At 59.3% G+C, this 21,142-nt stretch carries 18 protein-coding genes and 1 pseudogene; 3 read left to right on the top strand and 16 right to left on the bottom strand.

Annotation, left to right across the window (positions count from 1 at the left end):
• Positions 1 to 53 precede the first annotated feature (53 nt).
• The 13 genes from galE to HSS18214_RS0100335 form a co-directional block, all read right to left on the bottom strand.
• The gene (galE, locus tag HSS18214_RS0100395) at positions 54 to 1,052 is read right to left on the bottom strand and encodes a UDP-glucose 4-epimerase GalE (protein ID WP_016913339.1); all 999 of its coding nucleotides are present in this window, start codon (positions 1,050 to 1,052) and stop codon (positions 54 to 56) included.
• A gap of 12 nt (positions 1,053 to 1,064) precedes the next feature.
• On the bottom strand, positions 1,065 to 2,477 hold the full coding sequence (locus tag HSS18214_RS0100390) for an undecaprenyl-phosphate glucose phosphotransferase (protein ID WP_016913338.1): 1,413 nt from the start codon (positions 2,475 to 2,477) through the stop codon (positions 1,065 to 1,067).
• Between the two features lie 61 nt (positions 2,478 to 2,538).
• Positions 2,539 to 3,879 (bottom strand): hypothetical protein, encoded by a 1,341-nt coding sequence (locus tag HSS18214_RS0100385; protein WP_016913337.1) that lies wholly within the window; start codon positions 3,877 to 3,879, stop codon positions 2,539 to 2,541.
• A gap of 50 nt (positions 3,880 to 3,929) precedes the next feature.
• Complete coding sequence (locus HSS18214_RS0100380) at positions 3,930 to 4,571, bottom strand: glycosyltransferase family 32 protein (protein ID WP_016913336.1); 642 nt, start codon at positions 4,569 to 4,571, stop codon at positions 3,930 to 3,932.
• Positions 4,572 to 4,574: 3 nt separating this feature from the next.
• Complete coding sequence (locus HSS18214_RS17665) at positions 4,575 to 5,249, bottom strand: WecB/TagA/CpsF family glycosyltransferase (RefSeq protein WP_016913335.1); 675 nt, start codon at positions 5,247 to 5,249, stop codon at positions 4,575 to 4,577.
• 18 nt (positions 5,250 to 5,267) lie between these two features.
• On the bottom strand, positions 5,268 to 6,587 hold the full coding sequence (locus HSS18214_RS0100370; protein ID WP_016913334.1) for an oligosaccharide flippase family protein: 1,320 nt from the start codon (positions 6,585 to 6,587) through the stop codon (positions 5,268 to 5,270).
• Positions 6,588 to 6,968: 381 nt separating this feature from the next.
• Positions 6,969 to 8,006, bottom strand: a complete 1,038-nt coding sequence (locus tag HSS18214_RS0100365) for a porin (protein ID WP_016913333.1) — start codon at positions 8,004 to 8,006, stop codon at positions 6,969 to 6,971.
• 264 nt (positions 8,007 to 8,270) lie between these two features.
• Positions 8,271 to 9,029 (bottom strand): ProQ/FINO family protein, encoded by a 759-nt coding sequence (locus tag HSS18214_RS0100360; protein WP_016913332.1) that lies wholly within the window; start codon positions 9,027 to 9,029, stop codon positions 8,271 to 8,273.
• A 20-nt stretch (positions 9,030 to 9,049) separates the two neighbouring features.
• On the bottom strand, positions 9,050 to 9,589 hold the full coding sequence (locus tag HSS18214_RS0100355) for a dihydrofolate reductase (RefSeq protein WP_016913331.1): 540 nt from the start codon (positions 9,587 to 9,589) through the stop codon (positions 9,050 to 9,052).
• On the bottom strand, positions 9,586 to 10,431 hold the full coding sequence (locus HSS18214_RS0100350) for a thymidylate synthase (RefSeq protein WP_040460680.1): 846 nt from the start codon (positions 10,429 to 10,431) through the stop codon (positions 9,586 to 9,588). Before HSS18214_RS0100350 ends, HSS18214_RS0100355 begins: the two co-directional genes overlap by 4 nt.
• Before the next feature lie 448 nt (positions 10,432 to 10,879).
• Positions 10,880 to 11,668, bottom strand: coding sequence for a prolipoprotein diacylglyceryl transferase (gene lgt, locus HSS18214_RS0100345; RefSeq protein WP_016913329.1), 789 nt, complete (start codon positions 11,666 to 11,668; stop codon positions 10,880 to 10,882).
• A gap of 48 nt (positions 11,669 to 11,716) precedes the next feature.
• Positions 11,717 to 12,514: a sulfite exporter TauE/SafE family protein gene (locus HSS18214_RS0100340; RefSeq protein WP_016913328.1), complete on the bottom strand. Its 798-nt coding sequence runs from the start codon at positions 12,512 to 12,514 to the stop codon at positions 11,717 to 11,719.
• Entirely contained in the window at positions 12,511 to 13,665 is a 1,155-nt protein-coding gene (locus HSS18214_RS0100335) for a response regulator (RefSeq protein ID WP_016913327.1), read from the bottom strand. Before HSS18214_RS0100335 ends, HSS18214_RS0100340 begins: the two co-directional genes overlap by 4 nt.
• Before the next feature lie 151 nt (positions 13,666 to 13,816).
• Here HSS18214_RS0100335 and HSS18214_RS0100330 point away from each other — a divergent pair, with 151 nt between their 5' ends.
• Positions 13,817 to 14,584 (top strand): NRDE family protein, encoded by a 768-nt coding sequence (locus tag HSS18214_RS0100330; RefSeq protein WP_026001616.1) that lies wholly within the window; start codon positions 13,817 to 13,819, stop codon positions 14,582 to 14,584.
• On the opposite strand, the gene ptsP is transcribed toward HSS18214_RS0100330, so the two are convergent.
• From ptsP to tnpC, 3 genes and pseudogenes are all read right to left on the bottom strand, one after another.
• Positions 14,581 to 16,842 carry a phosphoenolpyruvate--protein phosphotransferase gene (gene ptsP, locus HSS18214_RS0100325; protein ID WP_016913325.1) on the bottom strand — a complete coding sequence of 754 codons (2,262 nt, stop codon included), beginning with the start codon at positions 16,840 to 16,842 and terminating at the stop codon, positions 14,581 to 14,583. The genes HSS18214_RS0100330 and ptsP overlap by 4 nt on opposite strands.
• 86 nt (positions 16,843 to 16,928) lie before the next feature.
• Entirely contained in the window at positions 16,929 to 17,423 is a 495-nt protein-coding gene (locus tag HSS18214_RS0100320; protein ID WP_026001615.1) for an RNA pyrophosphohydrolase, read from the bottom strand.
• A 24-nt stretch (positions 17,424 to 17,447) separates the two neighbouring features.
• Positions 17,448 to 18,897, bottom strand: a pseudogene (tnpC, locus tag HSS18214_RS17660) (IS66 family transposase).
• A gap of 244 nt (positions 18,898 to 19,141) precedes the next feature.
• On the opposite strand from tnpC, the gene HSS18214_RS0100310 reads away from it, so the two are divergent.
• Both HSS18214_RS0100310 and HSS18214_RS0100305 read left to right on the top strand, forming a co-directional pair.
• Complete coding sequence (locus HSS18214_RS0100310) at positions 19,142 to 19,798, top strand: histidinol-phosphatase (RefSeq protein WP_016913323.1); 657 nt, start codon at positions 19,142 to 19,144, stop codon at positions 19,796 to 19,798.
• Complete coding sequence (locus tag HSS18214_RS0100305) at positions 19,798 to 20,937, top strand: GGDEF domain-containing protein (protein WP_016913322.1); 1,140 nt, start codon at positions 19,798 to 19,800, stop codon at positions 20,935 to 20,937. Before HSS18214_RS0100310 ends, HSS18214_RS0100305 begins: the two co-directional genes overlap by 1 nt.
• The last annotated feature ends 205 nt before the right edge of the window (positions 20,938 to 21,142 follow it).

Raw genomic sequence — 21,142 nt, 5'->3', positions numbered from 1 at the left:
AGTAGCACAGGCTGCGCGGTGGCTCGCCAGGCGTTTGCCCGGCAAGCGCCCTCTCATGGGTTGGCGTACTGCTGCCAGCGCCAGGTGTCGATCATCATATCGTCGAGGGTTCGGGTAGCTTGCCAGCCCAGTTCTTGCTGCGCCTTTTCGGCACTGGCCCAGAAGGCGGCCAGGTCGCCATCGCGCCGGGGGGCGTAGCGGAAGGCCACGGGCACCTGGGTGGCCTGGGTAAAGGCATCGATCATCTGCTTGACCGACACCCCCTGCCCCGTGCCCAGGTTGTAGTGGCTGGCTCCGGGTGCTTCCAACGCCTTGAGCGCCATACGATGCCCTACGGCCAGGTCGACCACGTGCAGGTAATCGCGCACGCAGGTGCCGTCCTGGGTCGGGTAGTCGTTGCCGTAGACCTGCAGCTCGGGCAGCACGCCTGCCGCCACCTGGCTGATGTAGGGCATCAGGTTATTGGGCACCCCTTGGGGTGATTCACCAATCAGGCCCGAGGGGTGCGCACCAATGGGGTTGAAGTAGCGCAGAATGGCCACGGACCACTCTGGGTCGCTGGCGCACAGGTCTTCCAGCACCTGCTCGACCATGGCCTTGGAGGTGCCGTAGGGGCTGGTACAGCTGCCCCGGCCCATGGTTTCCACGTAGGGCGGGATGGCTTCCACGCCATACACGGTGGCCGACGAGCTAAAAATCAGCCGTTTGATGCCGGCCCTGGCCATGGCCTGACACAGCACGATGGAGCCGTACACGTTGGTATCGTAATAGGCCAATGGCTGGGTGACACTTTCACCCACGGCCTTCAGGCCTGCGCAGTGAATCACCGCCTGGATGGGATGGCGTTCAAAAATGGTTGCCAGCAGCGCGGCGTCGCGCACGTCGCCCTGATAGAACGCCGCCGAGTGTCCGGTAATCTTTTCAATACGCGGCACCACGGAAGCCACACTATTGGCAAGGTTATCCAGCAATACCACTGAGTGCCCTTCCTTCAGCAGTTCGACGGCGATATGCGAGCCAATATAGCCCGTGCCACCTGTCACCAGGATCATCAGAGGCTCCGGTTAGTAAGCATTGGTGTGTTTAAAGCCCTTGAATACGGTCATGAAGATGATCTTGAGATCGAGCCACACCGACCAGTTGTCGATGTACCACAGGTCATACTCGACCCGCCGCTGCATTTTTTCCAGCGTGTCGGTCTCGCCGCGAAGCCCATTGACCTGGGCCCAGCCGGTAATGCCGGGCTTCACCTTGTGCCTGCGCATGTAAGACTCTACCAGTTCCTTGTAGTACTCATTGTGGGCCAGCGCATGGGGGCGTGGGCCGACGATGGACATGCGCCCTTGCAGGACGTTGTAGAACTGCGGCAGCTCGTCCAGCGATGTACGGCGCAGGAAGGCCCCTATCGGCGTCAGGCGGTTATCGTTCTTGGTGGCCTGGGTAACGACGCCCTCTTTCTCCTGATGCACTTTCATCGAGCGGAATTTGTAAACCTTGAACACCTTACCGTTGGAGCCCGTACGGTGCTGCTTGAACAGCACGGGGCCAGGCGAGGTGAACTTGATGGCCAGCGCAATGGCAATGCACACCGGCAGAATCATCAGCGAGATCAGGCTGCCGACGATGATGTCTTCGGCGCGCTTGACGACTCTGGCCATGCCGTTGATAGGCGATACGCTGAGGTCGATGGCCAGGTGCCCCGCCACTTCGCTGGTGCGGTGGTTGAGCAGGCGCATGTCCTTGAATTCCGGGATCAGGCGAATCTCTTCGGTGTGGTTACGCAACGCATAGAACAGGCCATGCACGGTATCGCCCATTTCCAGCGGCACACAGATCCACACTTCGGCCGCGTTTGCGTCGCCTATCCGGGCAGCAATGCGCTCCAACTGTTCTTGATCGAGCGAGCCATCAGGAAGGCGCTCGACCCCGGCAATGGAGTGCCCTTCCCAGGAAGCAGCCCGCATGCCTCGCGCCACGTGCAGTACGTTCTTGGCGGGACCCACCAGGAAAACCGGGCGCCGTGCCCCGCCGCGGATACGAATGCGCCGTAACCCATATTGCACCAGCGCTCGAGCACTGGCGGCCAGCACGAAGGAGAACAGCAGGGTCAATCCTACCCATAACCGCGAGTAGCGCTCTGCCGCGTGGGCAAAGTAGATGATGGAGGTGACGATGATGCCGATCACCAGCCAGACCAGCATCAACTTGGTGATGATGTAAAACGTGGACGAGATGCGCCAGCGTTTATAGCTGCCTGTGGAACTGTTGGCCACCACCACCAGCAGGGCCATGCAGGCCAGCGCCAGAACGTAGCGCTCATGCAAATGAAAGGTCTCGAAACGCAACAGGTACGCCATTACCCCCGAGAACACGACAACGACGAAGTCGAATACCGGGAAGATGATCTTGGGCGGGTAGCGCTCGGAAAAGATCACGCCTCTTTTCTGAGCGGCTCCCAGCTTACTGTCTGAGTGCATAGTACGGTCTCTACTCTACGATCTAATTATTGGGCGCTGCGATGGGCTTTCCAGGCTACTTTCAGGTCGAGCTGTTGCTGGCGACTTCCACCGAGGGCTCCGGGGCTGGTTGCGTTCGCCCATATGAGAGATAGAACATCATGGAAAGCATGGCAAACACGCTATTGAATGCCGAGACGGAGAGCGATGAGGCCATTAGCACGCCAAGCACACACAGCGTGTCGACCCAGCCATAGCCGCTCTTGCGCAGCGCATAGCCGGTAAATACCACGAGAAAGATCAGCCCCAGCACGCCATGGTCGTAAAGCACGCGAATGATATAAGAGTGCAAAATGACCGAATAGCAGGTGCCATCCCCAGAGAAGCTGTACATGTCGCTCCAGTAGGAGAGCGCTTCGCACGTCTGCGCAGACATCGGCGTCAGAGGCTGAGTACCCAACATCACGTTCCACCACTGCCAACCTTCTACGTCGTCGAGAAAGTAGAGCAGAAAGCGGACACGGTCGATGGACGCGCCCCGCTCCAACAGTGAGCGAAAGGTAAGCGGCGGTTCGATGACTTCGCCATCTGCCCCTAAGGTGGCAATCGGCAAGCGATCTTCTTCCAGGGCTGGCATGCTGGGATGCTCGCCAGGAGCCGCGCTGCTGCTCAAAGAGATGTCCATGCGATCATTGACGATGCCGTAGGCCAGCAGCACCAGAAACGGGAAGAGCAGCAGCCATGGTTTGATAAAGCCTTTGCCTGCCCGAAACACACTGAAGAAATACACCGCGAGAAAACACAGAAATGCGCTGCGCGATCCCGACAGAAAAATGATCAGCATCACGGCGACAAACGAGACGAACCGCCAGCGCATCACAGGGAGCACCAGATACAGCAGCAGAATCAGCAGCACCAGCTCGAAATTATTTTCCGTGAAGATACCCGGCCGTTGGCTGACCCAAGCGTCCAGTCCAATCAGCCGCGAGTAGGTGTACTTGAGGAAGAACAGCGCTAATAGCACGTAGAAGAATTTGACGACCTGGGCCTGCTTGAATAGCGGCTGACCGATGAATGAGCAGAGCAGCAGGACGTAGAAGAATGCCTTGTACGCCTGCACGTAATCGAGAATATGGCTGCCGCTCATCAGCAGCGCAATGGCCAGGGTGACGGCCAGGTAGCCACCCGCCGCCAGCATGAATAGCCACGCGGAGCGGCTTTTCGGCGGAAACACCAATACGGACATGCCCAGCACAGCCAGTTCCAGTAGCGGTACGGCAGGCAGAATGTTGTAGTGCCAGGGCGACATCACGCCCACGACGCCCAGTGCCACGATCACGGCCATTAGCAGCATCGCAGCCAACGGCTGAGCCTTGCGGCGATAAGCCAACAGAGTATTGCCCCATGGGTAATGACCTTGCATTCCTTGCTCCCAAACGATCTCGCTAAATTGAATCCCTTTACCGCGATGGCTTACTTGAACAACTTTCTGAATACTCTTTCCACCAGCCCCATTTTCCACCCTTTTCCCCAGTGGTGGATCAGGTAGGTATCGCTTTCGATATAGCAGTACATCAGCTGCTTGCGATCATGCGCCTTGGCATAGGGGTTATAGGGGTAGAAAAAGTGCCAGGGCTTGAGATCGATATCACTGGCATCCTGTTCGACACAGGCATTGGCGACTTCTGGGGCAATCAGGAAGGGCTTTTTCTGTTGGTGCCGAGCTTCGATCAGCGCCATGGCATTCTTGAAGAAGTGGTGCCCAGCCACGCCACCTACTACGGCGGTATTCAGTCGGCCTTCATCTTCATAGCCCAAAAAGCACGGGCTTTGCAGCAGCGGCTCCAGCGAGCGTACGACTTCCATGTCCACATCCAGATACACGCCACCGTGTTCGTGAAGTGCCGCCATACGCACATAATCGGACAGAAAGGCCCACTTCTTGTTTTCCAGACAGTATTTGATGAACGGATTGTCATGATCGATGGTGGACTCGTTCCACTCGACGATCTCGAAATCGGGCATTTTTGCTTTCCACGTGGCAATGCACTCTTTATAGAGCGTGCCCATCGCGTTACCGCCAAACCAACAGAAATGGATCTTTTTAGGAATCATGATTCACTCAATCTTGTTGCCGTATTTGATCAAAAACCGGGGATAGTCTTTCAAGTAGCGTTTCAGCAACCGATTGGGCTCTTTCATCATTCGGTATAACCAGCGCAGGTTGAGGCGGTCTACCCACGCGGGATAGTAGTCTTGCCCTTTGGCCTGCACGAACTGATCCAGATAGCCGCCACAGGTAAAGCCGGTGCCTTGCCAGCCCATGGCACGCAGGTCCAGCAGCAGGCGCTCCTGCTTGCCCGCGCCCATGCCGACGATGACGATGTCAGCACTGGCTGCCTGCACCAGGCTTTGCTGGCGCTCTTCGTCGCTGCTGAAAAAGCCCGAGCGCGCGTAGCTGATCTCCAGCCCCGGGTATTTCTGCGCCAGCAGCTGCGCCGCCTGACGGACGTTCTCTTCGGTGCCACCCACCAGCGCTACACGCTTCTGGGCAGCCTGGGCATGCCCCAATACCACGGGGGCAATCGAAGTATCGTCGAAGCTGGTGCGCTCGATTTTTTTGCCCTTGAACAGCCGGGTATAGAGCACAACGGCAATGCCATCGGCGTAAAAGCGAATCTGTCGGCACTCTTGCTCGCTAAGACTTTGTGCCACAACGCCTAGAGAGAACGGATTGATAAAGCTGTAATCAATCCCTTCTTCCAGGTGAAACTCCCTTTCAAGTCTAATCATCTTGATTCACCATCATTGTTAAGCTCGGTTTCGTGGCGTTAAGACAAAGCGCCAGTCGGTCATCAGGAAACCGAACTTTTTCTTGACCACGTAAACCGCCACGCCATTCTGAATCAGCAGGCACAGCAGCAGCGCATAGGCCGCCCCCTCAGCGCTATAACGAGGAATCAGTAGCAGCGAGGCGACGCCCCCTACCACCACAGACCAGATTAGTATATTTCGCGCGGCGCGCTGCTGGTCAGCCATTAAAAGCAGCAATATGACCGAGCCAGTCATCACATTGACGAGTTGCCCAATCACGAGGATTCTCACAACGCTGGCGGCACCACTGTAATCACTGCCAAACAGAGCCAACACAGCGTTGGGCCAAATGATGAAGACCAGGGCAGGCAGCAGCGCAAAGCAGGTCATTTGAAAAGCGCTTTTCTGGGCAAGCAGCCTGAGCCCTTCGCCATTGCCTTCGTGCTGGAGCCGTGAGAAACGCGGCCCCAGAATGCTGTCGTAGACGGTCAGGATGAAGCCGATGATCATGGCCAGCCGTAGCCCCAGGCTGAACAAGGCAACATCGCTTTCGCTATGGAAGGCGCCCAATACCAGGCCAACCCCCCACTGGGTGTAGTAGAAGATGATGCCTACCAGCAAAAAATCGGGCAGGTGGCGGTAGAAGCCTTTGGTAAAGCTGACGCTGTCACTTTCGACCAGCGCGCTGCGCCGGTAGAGCCACCAGACGGCCCACAGCGCCACCAGCAGGTAGAGCCCCAGAATCACACCCAGCGCGGTCATCAGCGCCAGTGCCCCCAGCGAGACCCCCAGCCAGGCACACACCAGCACGACCCCGCTGAGCACGATGGAGATACAGCCTATTTCGAACAGACAGGAGACATTGGCCCTGCCCCAGCCTTTCATCAGAAAGTTGCACAGGTAAATAATGCTGTAGACCGGCGACAGCAGCGCGGTCATTCGTAGGGTCTCGACCGCATTGTCTGTCGAGGAGAGCAGCATTTGCGCCACGCTGGGTGCTGCTATCCATAGCCCTCCCCCCAGCAGCACACCTGCCACCACGTTGACCACCATGGCATGCTTGTAAATCCACGCCACTTCGCGGCGGCTATTATTGGAAGTCGCTACCCCCATGTATTTGAGCGTGGCCCGGTCGGTACCCAGGCTGGCAAACACCTGCATGCCAATCATGATCGACAGGCACAGCATGAAGGCCCCAAAGGCCTGAATAGTGACGAACGTGGCCAACACATAGGAAAGCAGGAAGGTGCCACCTGCGGCAATCCCACGCGCAGCCAGCGTGGTGAGCAGTTGGTTCTGCAGAATTCGTTTTATCATCCGTGACTCTTGGAGAAGTCAACTCTTTGACTTTGCGCGTAAATTCAGAAAGGCATGGCCATCGAACGCCACTACCTGATAAGCGTTATCACTAACATAAGTGATCTTAGCCTAAGATATGAATCATACCCTTTTCGGCGCCTGCATGTAACAAGGTGGAAGCAGGATTCATAAATCTTGCCTATTTCCTCCATTGTCAATAGCAATGAGATGTGTTTAGTAAATACTGATAAAGCTACTGTACCTTGCTTCAGACGGCCAAGCGATTGGCCAACCTGTTCACTAACTGACCATAGGCCATCAAATAAAAAACCGGCCCCTAAGGGCCGGTTCTATCTGCTGTTAGGCAGTTATCCATTCAAGCGTTGGCAATAGCCAGGCTTAGAAGTGGTAACGAGCGCCAGTCAGCCAGTATACGTTGTCGGTCAGGTCGCCCAGAGTGGTGTCACGATCGACGCTCGGCGCATCGCCGTCAGCCAGCTCAGCGAACACGTCGAAGTTGCTGGATACTTTGTAGTATGCACCGGCGGCCCAAGCGTTGCTGGTAGAGTCGTTGTCACGCTCGATGTTGTAGTAGTCAACGTTGAACGCCCAAGGACCAGTGGTGAAAGTACCACCCAGACCTACGGTGTCGAAGCCACCGCCGAATTCAGTGCTGTCGTCACGGCCTTCGTAGCCCAGACGTGCAGTGAACTGGTCAGTGATGTCGTAAGAACCCATTACGCCGTACAGCATTTCGCCGTTGCCGCCGCCACGAACTACGTCGTCAACGAAGCCCACAGCAACAGCCACAGGACCTTCAGCGTAGCGAACACCACCCTGAGAGGCTACAACTTCACCTTGCTCAGTAGTTTCGATACCTTCCAGCAGGCCACGCTCGCTGTAGTGTTTCAGCTGCAGGAAGGCAGTGAAACCGCTCAGGTCAGGCGTGTAGTAACCGATAGAGTCGCCGCGAGACTGTGTCGGGTGACCAGCAAACTCAAGACCTTGGTCGATGTAGACGTCGAACGGCTTGGAAACGAACTGGCTGTAGAAGCTGTCGAAGTTACCGCCGACAACTGTACCGTACTGCTCGCTCTTCAGACCGATGTAGCTCTGACGAGTTTCACGGAAAGCTTCGTCGCTGCGACGCTCGTCAGCGCGGAAACGCCATTCCAGGTGACCGAAAGCGCTCAGGTCAGTCGTGACCTGCTGGCTCATGCGCAGACCCAGACGAGAGAACACGTCTACGAACTCAGCGCCGTTGTCGATTTCTTCGTTATCAGAGTTGAACTCGGGGCCGCCACCGGCGATACCCATGGCGATACGACCGTAAATGTCCAGACGAGTGCCGTCCTGGTCATAGACAGTGGCTGCTTGAGCGGCAGCGGAGGCACCCAGGGCGCCAACGATGGCAGTCGCTAAAAGTGTCTTTTTCATGATGTAGGTTCCTTTAACTAGCTTACTGTTTCGATCGTTATTACTGGCCTTCGTAGAAGCCAGTAAGTGGCTTGCGGGCCATGCTCTTTTTCTCATCCGCCGGTTTTTCCCGGTGGTATGCGACATGTCCTCAACAAAGCCTTGTTATAGTCCAATGCTCGCAGATCAAACTCTATACTGGGATTCCAAGGAACGCAATAGAAAAAAACAGTGTTTTTTTATGATTTGTGTTTTTTTATGGAACCCAGCCAACCCAAACCGGTCTCAGCGGCCTTCGAATTTCTGCTGCAAACCTTTCAGCTTCTCTTCAAGGCTAAGCGGTTTTGCCTGCTCGGTTTTTTCCTGCCGGGGCACTTCCGGGCGTTTTTCCTTTCTCGGCGGCGGCGTTTTTTGAGCTTCTTTATTACGCGGCATCGGCGCTGTTTCTCTTGCTGCGGTCGCCTGGCTTTCGTGGCGCCGCGCACTGGCGTGCTGTGCCGCTTCCTTGTCGACTTTGCCTGCCGGATTGCCTTCCAGATCGACCCGTTCTACGCCTTCCCGCATGGATTTGATGTAGCGCGGCAGATTGACGTAGTTGGCCAAGGCACGACGCACCAGTTTCCCGGACCAGGGCTCTCGCTCGGCCAGGTCGTGATGAATCCCTACTTTCAGCGGCTTGGTATGCCCTTTGAAAAAGGCGTTGGGGTAACGCTGATACCACTGCTTCAACAACGCGTGGGGCGATGGGGGCTGAGGCGTTTCAGCAGCAGGCTCAACGGCAGGCGCTGGTGTTTCGTTTGTTTCTTCCTGCGGCGGCGTTTGCTCGGCTACCACCGGGGGCTTTTCCTGGTGCTGACGCTCTGCCTGGGGCTGGCTCTCTTCCGTAGGCAGCGGCGCTTGCGCTATCTGGGGAGGTGCTGCTTCCCCACGTGCCAGCTGCTGCTTCAGGCGGCTGTTTTCGGCACGCAATGCTTCCAGCTCGGCGTTTTTCTGGTCGAGCCGTGTTTCGAGTAGTTCTAATAGTTGCAGTACGTTGGCAGCCATCACCCCCCTCCTTTCCTTGGTCAGTCGTTGACACGCTCATATACCACGAAATCATAACGTGGCTGCCCTTCCGCTGGCTGGCCGGGTACGCGCTGCACTTCACGCCACTCGTCTGCCGAGAATTCAGGAAACGTCGCGTCGCCCGCCACGTCGATATCGACTTCCGTAATATACAGCCGCTGGGCAAAGGGCAAGGCTTGCTGGTAGATCTCGCCGCCTCCCATCACCATGATCTCCTCGGCCGCTTCGATGGTGGCATGCTGGTCGGCCAGCGCCAAGGCAGAGGGCAGGTCGTGGCAGATGCGCGTTCCCTCGGCGGCGAAGGCCGTGTCTCGGGTCACCACGATATTCAGCCGATTGGGCAACGGCTTGCCGATGGATGCATAGGTCTTGCGCCCCATCACCAGAGGCTTGGCCTGGGTCATGCGTTTGAAGAATTTCAGGTCTTCCGGCAGGTACCAGGGCAGCTTGCCATCGACGCCAATGACACGATTCTTCGCCATGGCGACGATCATCGCCACCGGCACCAGCAGTTCGTCAGTCGGGAGAGATTGGCTCATACGGCAACCTTTGCCTTGATGTGGGGGTGCGATTGGTACCCTTCTATATGAATATCATCGAAGGTGAAGTCGAACAGATCCGTGACCGCCGGATTGAGCACCAGCGCTGGCGGCGCCATGGGCGTACGCGTCAGCTGCTCCTGCGCCTGTTCCAGGTGGTTGCTGTAGAGATGGGCATCGCCCAGCGTGTGGATGAACTCGCCCGGCTTCAGCCCGGTCACCTGCGCCACCATGCTGAGCAGCAGCGCGTAGCTGGCGATATTGAACGGCACACCGAGGAAAATATCCGCACTGCGCTGGTACAGCTGGCAGGAGAGTCGACCATTCGCCACGTAGAACTGGAACAGACAGTGGCATGGCGGCAGCTTCATTTCATCCACCTGCCCCGGGTTCCAGGCCGAGACGATCAAGCGGCGCGACTGCGGGTTATGGCGAATCTGCTCCAGCAGGTTGGCAATCTGATCCACGCTGCCGCCCTTGGGGTGCGGCCAGCTACGCCACTGGTAGCCATATACGGGGCCCAGGTTGCCCGCTTCATCGGCCCATTCGTCCCAGATACGCACGCCATGCTCTTTCAGGTAACCGATGTTGGTATCGCCCTTCAGAAACCACAGCAGCTCATGAATGATCGAGCGCAGGTGCAGCTTCTTGGTGGTCAGCAGCGGAAACCCACGGGAAAGATCGAAGCGCATCTGGTGGCCAAACACCGAACGCGTACCTGTACCGGTACGGTCACCGCGATCAACGCCCTGTTCGAGCACAGTGCGCATCAAGTCCAGGTAAGGCTGCTCAAGCGCAGGCAATTCATTCGACGTGGTAAGCGAAGGCGTTGTAGCAGTCACAAGGTTTCCAGATTAACAGCGAATATGAGGCTGTATTCTAGGCTCCCCTAAAGGCAACGTCTATGTTAAGCCTCCCATCACCCAGCGTGCCCTCATCGGCAACGCTCCTCGCGTTGCTTCGCGGGTGCGCTCCGCTTACGCCGCGCTACGGTATGCGCCCACATCAACCCCAGGACGTCACCACGGTAAATCGAGCCACACCAACCCCAATACGTCACCACGGCAGATCGCGGCACACCCGTAGCGCGGCGTAACGAAAGAGCGAGAGAAACGAGCGAAAGAGGCACCCGCGGAGGCGGCGCCAGCCGCCCCCGATAGAGCCGCCGAACCAAACGCGCCTTCGAACCACAAAACGCCACCGCCACCCGCCGCACCTTCATCGGCAACGCTCCTCGCGTTGCTTCGCGGGTGCGCTCCGCTTACGCCGCGCTACGGGGTGTCGTGCTTTCTATAACTTGGCGTCGATGGGCTTGCCTCTTGACCACAGCATGAACAGGATGCCAAGAATAATCATGGGCAAGGTGAGCAGCATGCCCATGGTGAACCAGCCAAAGGCCAGGTAGCCGATGTGGGCGTCGGGCATGCGGACGAACTCGACCATGAAGCGGAAGACACCGTAGCCCAGCAGGAACAGGCCGGAGACGAACCCGCGCGCGCGAGGCTTGGCCGAGACCCACCAGAGGATGACGAACAGCACGGCGCCTTCCAATACGGCTTCGTAAAGTGCCGAGGGGTGGCGTGGCTCTGGGCCCATGCCGGGAAACGGCATACCCCAGGGGAGCGAGGTCACGCGGCCGGGCAGCTCATGGTTGATGAAGTTGCCGATGCGCCCTGCCCCCAGGCCGATGGGCACGAGCGGGGCAATGAAATCGGTGAGGGTGAAGAACGCCAGCTGCTTGCGACGGGCAAAGAGCCAGGCGGCCAGCAACACGCCGATCAAACCGCCGTGGAAGCTCATGCCACCATCCCAGACGCGGAAGATCCACAGCGGGTCGGCAGACCACTGCCCCAGGCCGTAAAACAGCGCGTAGCCCAGCCGCCCACCGGCCACGACGCCAATCGCGCAGTAGAACAGCAGGTCGCTGATATCATCCTTGGTGAGCCCAATCCGCGCGGCACGGCGGCAGCCCAGCCACCAGGCAGCAACGAAACCGACCACGTACATCAGGCCATACCAGTGTACTTGCAAGGGGCCGAGCGAAATCGCGACAGGGTCTATCGTGGGGTAATTGATCATTCCGGTTCTCTAGGTGAACAAAAGAAGTGGCAGCTTGCCGGGTGGCGATTACGCCAGTATGAAGCGCAGCCCTACCACCGTAAGCAGTAAAGCAAAACCGTAGCGCAGTATGTTAGCAGGCAACACATGGGCCAGCCGCACTCCTAACCGTGCAAAGGGAACGCTGGTGGCGACAATGCCAATGAAGGCGGGCCACATGACGAAGCCCGTGGCCCACGGCGGAAGCAGCGGGTGGCCCCAGCCGACGACGATGAAGGTGAGCGCTCCGACGATGGCAATAGGCAGACCACAGGCGGCGGAGGTGCCCACGGCTTGGGTCATGCTGGCCCCGGCACGGGACAGCCAGGGCACCGTCATGGCCCCGCCGCCGATACCGAACAGCGCCGAAATGGCGCCCACGATGCCACCGGCCACGGTCATGGCCACTTTACCAGGCGGTACGCTGCCCGGCTTTGGATTCAGGCCAATGACCATTTTGGCCGCCAGCAGAAGCACGAAAACACCAAACAGAGTGCCCAGCACGGTACCCGAGAGGTTGCCCGCAATGAACACCCCGGCAATGGCACCGAGCATGAGCCCGGGCAGCAGCGCCATGAACCAGGGGCGGTGCACGCTGCCTCGGCGCACATGGCCAAGGGCCGATGAAGCTCCGGTAACAACGATGGTGGCCAGCGAGGTGCCCACCGCAAGGTGCATGGTGATTTCCGGGGCGATGCCTTGCAAACCAAAGGCGAGCACCAACACCGGTACGATGATGATGCCGCCCCCCACACCAAACAGTCCTGCCATGGTGCCTGCGGCGGCACCGAGTACGAGATAACTGGCCAGAATGGCAGCGAAGGTCATTGTGCGGGCTTCTCCAAAGCGTCAGGCAGCCATTTTCTGAGCATGCGATGTAAGGTTTCAGGTTGATAGGGTTTGGCTAGAATATCATCCATGCCGGCCATTTCGCAGGTGCCCCGCCCGGCGTTGTCGACGTTCGCGGTCAGGGCGATGATGATGCTGCGGCGGGTGGGGTCATGGCGTTCATGCTGCCGCCAGCGGCGAGTGGTCTCCAGGCCATCCAGGGTGGGCATGAAGATATCCATGAACACCAGATCATAAAAGCTCGATTGCTGACGCTCCAGCGCCTGCTCTCCGCTACTGACGCCTTCTACCTGAAGCCCCTGGGATTCGAGCATCTGCCGCGCCAGCATCAGGTTGACGGGGCCATCATCCACCACCAGCACTCGAGGCTGATGAGCGTCGCTGTCCAGCACGTCGTAGGTGGTGGCCTCGTTGACGCTCTGCTGCACGAAATTGGCCAGCAGCGAGCGTATGTCGGCCAGCCGCTCTCGCACATGGGTGACATTCTGACGATACTCTTCGGTGGTGTCTTTTTGGAGCAGGCTGCCGAGATGCTCGAACAGGCTATCGGCCTCACGCTGCATCAAGGTCAGGTAGCCTGACTTCAGTCGTGACTCTTCTCGGGCCCGCTCTCTGCCTGCCATCAAGTGCTTGAGCTGCTTCTGCTGGTGGTGCAGATCTTCCAGCAGCGCCTGGTCACCCCTGCCTGTGCTCGCATGCGCCACAGTGGGCATTTTTTTACGCTGCTCCAGCAGCTCGGCCAAGCGGTCATTGACTCGGGCAAGACGTTTCAAGGGCCGCTGTCGGGGGTCTTCTGGCGCCTCCCATGGCTGGCTGGGAGCGATCTCTTGCCCCAGGGCCGCCGCGCGCTGCTCCAGCTCGACCAGGCACTGCATGAAGCGCTCATCCTTATATCGAGCGCGGGCTTTGATTAACATCAAAAAAGCGCCTACATTCATGCAACTGCCCAGCAACAGGGCCAGAGTGAGCCAGAGAGTGGTCGCCCAGGAGGCCTGGCCTGGTGACATCACCCAGATCACGGCCCCCATCAATAGGCAGAGCAGAACGAGCGCCGCCTGCATCAACAGCAGCGGCCATAGAACAGGCCAGATAATGGCGTTCCAGAAGTGCTCTTGCTGATCACGTTGCATAGTGCACGCTTTCCTCGTCGATAAGAGGCTCTGCCTCGGCAGATGAACCGTCTTATTGCTTTAGCTATTAAGCCAAGTGTACGTCCACTCTTGCAGGCTGTCATGCAGCTCACGGCAAGGAGTCGGATTTCGTGACCAACAGGGGTCGTTTATGTGTTTGATTACCTTTTCATGGCAGCCTGGCAGCCGGTTCCCCTTGCGTCTAGCCGGTAATCGGGATGAATTTCATTCCCGTCCCACAGCACCAATGAGCCACTGGGGTGACAAACCGCTGTTGGGAGGCCGTGACCTGGAGGCAGGTGGCACCTGGCTGGCGGCCAACCGGCAAGGAATGGTAGCCGCATTGACCAACGTGCGCGACACCCGGTTGTCGGCCCCCGCTCACCCGCCCAGCCGGGGCGAACTGGTGGCCAACGCACTCACCAGTAGCGACCCTGCCCAGTGGTTAAGGGACATGGCCAAGCACGGCGCAGCCCGCTATGCCGGGTTCAACCTGCTGGTGGCGACGCCCACCCACTGCTGGCACCTGCACCGGGGGCACAACGGCGTAACGCTGAACGAAGTGGCCGAGGGGGTTCACGGGTTATCGAATGCCAGTCTGAACACCGCATGGCCCAAGCTCCAGGCGGTGCGCCATGCCCTACGCCAGCATGAAGCGGGCCACTGGCGTCAGGCCACCCGCCAGGCGCTTCACGATGCCCGCCTTGCCGATGACGCGGCGCTACCCGATACCGGCGTGGGGCTGATACTGGAGCGTCAGCTCTCTGCGGCGTTCATCGTGGGCGAGACCTACGGCACACGAGCCACTACGTGGCTCTCATTGAGCCACGCAGGGAGCGTCACCTTGACCGAGCAGCGTTTTGGGCCCCTCGGCCGGTTTCTGGGTGACACCACCCTGGCGACTCCCGGTAGCGGTTAATCCCTTGGAGGCAGTAGGTGGGAAAGCTGCCACTCATCAAAACGCTGGTTGAGATGGGTATGCACTTGCGCAGGCGTATCCAGCTGCATGATTTCACTGAGCAGCGTTTGCGCATCGGCCAGCGTGACACGCCGAATGGCTGCTCGCACCTTGGGCAGGCTGGGAGCGTTCATGGAGAGGCTATTGAAGCCCATGGCCATCAGCAGCAGCGCCCCTGCCGGGTCCCCGGCCAGCTCGCCACACAGCGAAATGGGTTTGTTCAGCCGCCGGGCATCCTGAGACAGCTCGACCAGCGCGCCCAGCAGCGCTGGGTGCAGCGCATCGTAGAGGCTGGATACCCGTGCGTTGTTGCGGTCCACCGCCAGCAGGTACTGGGTGAGATCGTTACTGCCCACCGAGAAGAAGTCCACCCGCTTGGCCAGCGCATCCATCTGATAGATGGTGGCGGGCACTTCGATCATGACCCCCACGCTGGGCCGCTCCACTTGGATGCCCTCTTCGCCCAGCTCGATGATGGCACGGTCGAGCAAGCGAATGGCTTCATCCACCTCTTCGACGTTGGTAATCATCGGCAACAGAACGTGGAGATTGTTCAGATCCTGAGAGGCCTTGAGCATGGCGCGCAGCTGCACCATCAGCACTTCAGGATGGTCGAGGGTGACGCGCATGCCGCGCCAGCCCAAAAAGGGGTTGGCCTCTTCGATGGGGAAGTAGGGCAAATCCTTGTCGCCGCCGATATCCAGCGTGCGCATGACCACCGGCAGCGGCGCAAAGCCTGCCAACTGCTCGCGGTACATGCGCATCTGCTCTTTTTCGCCGGGAAAGCGCTCGGTGATCATGAACGGTACTTCGGTGCGATAGAGCCCTACCCCACCAATCCGGCTTTTCAGCATGGCCGACGCATCCACCGCCAGGCCGGTGTTCACCATCAGCGGGATGCCGTGGCCATCCGGGGTTTCGCTGGGCAGGTCCTGCTCGTGGGCCAACACCTCACTGAGCACTTTCTCTTCGGCAATCAGGCTAGCGTAGCGAGCCTTGAGCTCCGCCATGGGCCGCACGAACAGCCGCCCACGGTGGCCATCCAGCACCACAGGCGCGCCGTTCAGGCGGGGCAGCGGCAAATCCATCATGCCCAGCACGGTGGGGATACCCATGGCACGGGCGACGATGGCCACATGCGAGGTGCTGGAGCCGCGCACCGAGACCAGCCCCTTGAGCTTGTCGCGGGGCACTTCGCCCAGCATCGCCACGCTGATTTCATCGCCCACCAGAATGGCGTCGTCCGGGTAGGTTTCCGGGGTAGCGGGCGTGTCTTCCTGAAGATGCGCCAGCACGCGGCGGCCCAGGTCGCGGATGTCCGCCGCCCGTTCACGCAGGTAGTCGTCATCGACCCGCTCCAGGTATTGCACGTGACGGCGCACCACATCGGCCAGTGCCCCCGGCGCCCATTGCCCTTCACGGATGCGTTTTTCGACCTCCTCAGAGAGCGCCGCTTCGCCCAGCATCTGCTGGTAGACATCGAACAGCGCCAGTTCCTGAGACGAGATACGGTTGACCAGCCGCTCGGCCGCCGCGCGAATCTCGTCGCGGGTCTTGCCGATGGCTTCCTTGAGACGGGCGATTTCGTACTCCTGATCGCTGGGAATCAGGTCTGGCACGCTGTTGAGGTCAGCGGGCGGAGTGATGACCACGGCCTCGCCCATGGCCATCCCGGGCGAAGCGGCCACGCCCTTGAACATGGCCTGGCCGCCGGGCAACGCAGGGCGGGTCAGATGGCCCGTGGCCAAAGCATGGGCCAGCACGCCGGCCAACTGGGCTGCCATGGTGACCAGAAAGGCTTCGTCTTCGTCATCGTAGCGGCGTTTTTCCGCCTGCTGCACTACCAGCACACCCAGCATGTGACGCTGGTGGATGATCGGCACGCCGAGAAAGCTGCAGTAGCGCTCTTCTCCAGTCGCCTCGAAATAGCGGAAGTGCGAGTGCGACTGCGCATCTTCCAGGTTGAGAGGTTCACTGCGCTTGGCTACCAATCCCACCAGGCCTTCGCCCAGCGGCAGCACCACACGGCCCACGGCCTGGGTGCGCAGGCCGATGGTTTCCATCAGCACCAGTGACTCCAGCTCTTTATCGTAAAGATAGAACGAGCAGACATCCGTCTGCATGGCTTTACGGATGCGACGTACCATGGTGGACAGCGCGGCATCGAGGTTGCGCGCGCCATTCACTTCCTGAATCACGCGTCGTAGCACCTCAAGCATCGACGTTTTACTATTCACTATTGTTTGCCTCGCTGAGGAAGTGTCCGGCTATAGCCCACTGCCGACTTCCAGCAGTGACGCGCACGTCATCCTTCATTATCTTGTGCCAACCGTTGAACGCGGGGAGACAGCTCTCGTAACGCGCGTCGATAAACCTCTCTTTTAAAGGGCACCACTTGACCCAGCGGGTACCAGTAGCTCACCCATCGCCAACCGTCGAACTCCGGCTTGGGTGTCGCCGTCATGCAAATTCGGGTTTCCTGACAGCGAATTTGCAGTAAAAACCACTTCTGTTTCTGGCCGATGCAAACCGGCCTTGAGTGGGTACGAATCATGCGTCGTGGTAGACGGTAGCGCAGCCAGCCCCGGGTGCAGGCGACAATATCAACATCGTCGGCGGTCAGGCCGATTTCTTCGTGAAGCTCACGAAAAAGTGCTTGTTGTGGAGTCTCGCTTGCCTTGATGCCTCCCTGGGGGAATTGCCACGCATTTTGTCCTACACGACGCGCCCAAAGCAGTTGCCCCTGGCTATTGGCAATAATGATGCCAACATTGGGGCGAAAGCCGTCAGCGTCGATCACGGACATCACCTTCATAAATTGTAACTATTCAGCACCGGTTGGCTGAGTCGGGGCTTCTTGCTGCATGAAGGCTGGCACATCACCCGCAAACAGTTGCTCCAGTGCGGTATGCGCCGCCACCCCTTGCTTGACGGCGGTCGAGAGGAAGCTGCGCATCCGGCAGAAGAATCTCCGCCCCCTCCCAGGAGCGGAAACAGCCCGAGATTTTCTGCTGGACCTTGGTCATTCGCAGATCGCGTTCCCCCTGGTTGTTGGTGAAGGGAGCGGCAGGGTCGTCGAGGAAGCGCAACACGTCGTCCTCGTACGCCTGGAGGCGTTCCAGGAGGTTGCGCGACTTGGTGCGCTTGGCCCGGCCTCGCGTTCCAGGTGGCGGTTTCACCGGCGGGGGGCTCTCGGCGTCCCCTTTCGCCAGGCAATCTCGATAGCGCTGCCGCCAGGCTCGGGTCTCATCGGCCGAGAGGCAGCCGTCGGCCACCTCCACGGCGCGATGCATCTCCAACAACAGGTCATGCAAGGCCTTGGCCCATGCCTGGCCATCGTTCTCCCAGGCCGCTGTCAGCTCCCGAAGGTGGTGCGCATTACAGAGCGCGTGCCGGCAATCCGGATAGCGGTAGTAGGGCTTCCAGTGATCATGCACCAGCACGCCACGCACGAAGGGCAATACGCCGATGGCGTCCATCGCTTCCTGGCCGCGCTTGGGGTGCGGGGCCAACCAGGTCAGGGCCTCGTTGGAGGCGCTGTGTAGCCAGTAGCGTTTGCCACCGACCTGCATTCCGGTTTCATCGGCATGGACGGTGGCTGCTTCACGTAGCGCCGGGATCACCCACTCGGCGAACGCCTCGGCCCGCTGGTAGGCCTCCTGGTTGAAGGCGAACAGGGTGCCGGTGCTCAGCGACAGGCCGCACTGCGAGGTGAGCAACTCGCGGATACGCGCATAGGGCAACAGCTGATACTGGGAGAGATAGACGACATGCGCCTTGAGGCGAGGGCCATACTGGATGGGGCGAGTCACGCCCTCGGGGAATGGCGCCACGTAGCGTTGCCCCTGATCATCTTCGAGGACCTCAGCCTGATATTCGGTGACCACGGCCTGGATTACGATGTCCTGCACTTGGCGCGTTTCGACGCCGACCGGGCGGTAAGAACGCCCCTTGGGGAGTTGCCGACGATCGACACGGAGCTTGACCACCTCGTCGGGGTCCGTCACCGGCGCCAACGTCTTACCCTCATGCCCTGGCTGTCCGCCGGGGCGCCGCTCGCCTTTGGCGCGCGAGCGGCGCTGGCGATTGGGATCCTGGGACGGTGGCTTGCTGCTGTTGCGGCTACTGGTGGCCAGGCGATCGGCCATGAGCTTGACCAGCAACATCAGCACATCGATGGCCGCACGCAGCGACGGAGAGACCGTCTGGTCTTCCTTGAGCTGCTGTCGGACCCGCTCCAGAGCCTCGTCGACGTTGATATCGCTGATGGTCATGTCACCGCATAGATATGCCGAAGGATTAGGCACACTATACCAGAAAAATCAGGTGGTTGGCGATATCCCATCCGCAGCCACCTGAATAGTTACCATAAATTTTCAGTTGTCCCCATTTTTCCACAAGGGAGTCAATCGTATCAATACAATATAACGCCAAGTGGTGAAAGCCAGGCGACTCTGCGATAATCCGGCGCTTTGTGCCGCGCACATCTCACCAACATCAACCATCAAGGGGAGCGCCGTGAGTCTGGCCATTTTCGACCTGGATAATACGCTGCTATCCATCGATAGCGATCATGCCTGGGGGGAGTTCCTGGTAGAACAAGGGGCGGTGGACCTAGTGGCCTACCGCGAGGCCAACGAGCGCTTCCTGGCCGACTATAATGCGGGCACGCTGGACATGATGGCGTTTCTGGCGCTGGCGCTGAAACCCTTGGCTGACAACAGCCCGGAACAGCTTGCTGCCTGGCACCAACAGTTTATGGCCAGCAAAATCGAGCCGCACATTTTGCCCAAGGCCGAAGAGCTGCTGGCCCGCCACCGCACCAAGGGCGATACGCTGCTGATCATTACGGCCACCAACCGTTTCATCACCGGCCCGATTGCCGAGCGGCTGGGCGTGGATGATCTGATTGCCGTCGACCCCGAAATGGTCGATGGCCGCTATACCGGACGCGTGGCCGGGGTGCCCAGCTTCCGAGAAGGCAAAGTCACGCGTTTGGAAGCATGGTTGGAAGACCAGGATTGCACCCTCGATGATGCGTGGTTCTACAGCGACTCCCACAACGACCTGCCGCTGCTGGAAGTGGTCGACAACCCCGTTGCCGTGGACCCTGACGATACCCTGCGCCAAGTGGCCGAAGCACGTCATTGGCGCATCATGAGCTTACGGGATTAATGGCGTTCGACCCACCTACCCTACTAACGCTGACCATTGCTATCGCCGCTGCCGCGGCGCTTTATCTGTTAATGGAGTGGCGCGGCGCCCGCGAACAGGCCCTGCTGCTATGGGCAGCGGGGTTTGCAACGGTCACGGTGGGTTCTAGCCTGTCTCTGCTACGCGTTAACGGTTTCTTTCTGGTGGGTGTGTGGTTCGCCAATGGCCTGCTGATCCTTGCTCATTGGCTGTTCTTGCTTGGCGTTCTGCGTTTCGTGGGTCAACGCCCCCACCCTGCCTGGTGGCTATTGGTCGCCATTTGGTGTGCACTACTGCTCTTGCCTGCCCCCTTGACCAGCTCCAAACTCTATCTGGCACTCAACTCCCTATTGGTAGGGCTGCTGGCCCTGAGAGCCAGCAGGGCACTCAAACTGGAATCCGACACGGCGACTTTGGGCACGCGCCAATTGCACTATGTGTTGATGATTCATGGCTTGTTCTATGTGGCCAAGGGGCTGCTGCCTTTGGCTCCCAATACGCTGGTCGACCTGATGGCCTTTCAAGGCGCCATTATTCGTATTTCACTGGTGGAAGGCGCCATGGCCATCCTGCTGATTGCGCTCTCGATGACCGGCACCGTACGCTACCAGCGGGAGCGGCACATCACCCATCTCGCCGAACGCGACGCCCTGACCTCGCTGCTTAACCGCCGAGGCTTTGAATCGCATGCCCCTCGCGTACTCAAGCGTATCTCCCCCAGCCAACCAGGGGCGCTGCTGCTGCTGGACCTGGACAACTTCAAGCAGATCAATGACCTTTATGGACACGCGGCGGGAGATCACTTGCTGCTCGCCCTGGCCGACATTGCCCGTCAAACGCTCCCCACGGACGCGCTGCTGGCCCGCCTGGGAGGCGATGAGTTCGTCTTTCTATTAAAAGACATGAACGACGATGATGTGCTGCACATCGGCCAGCAATTACGCCAACGCTTCCACACCGTCGCCTCGCACACCTACCTTACCCCCGCCCCCGTCTCCTTGAGCCTGGGCGTCACATGCCTCACCCAGCCCATCCAAGACCTGCACGCACTCCTCGCAAAAAGCGACCACGCTCTATACCAAGCCAAGCGTCGCGGCCGCAACCGCATGGAAATCTGCTGACGCCACCACCACGAGACTTGGGTGGCTGCCCAGCTCATCAAGCCGCTGTAGTGGTGTGTGGGAGGGGGCTTCAGCCCGCGATGATTCAGGCTCCCAGCCTACTCAGATAGTCGCCCAATGAAATTGGCCTCCCACAGGCTAACCTGGGTGCCTACTCAGACAGTCGCCCAATGAAATTGGCCTCCCACAAGCTAACCTGGGTGCC

The organism is Vreelandella stevensii S18214, from assembly GCF_000275725.1.
Classification (GTDB): Bacteria; Pseudomonadota; Gammaproteobacteria; order Pseudomonadales; family Halomonadaceae; genus Vreelandella; species Vreelandella stevensii.
This window is presented reverse-complemented; position numbering and strand designations above follow the sequence as displayed.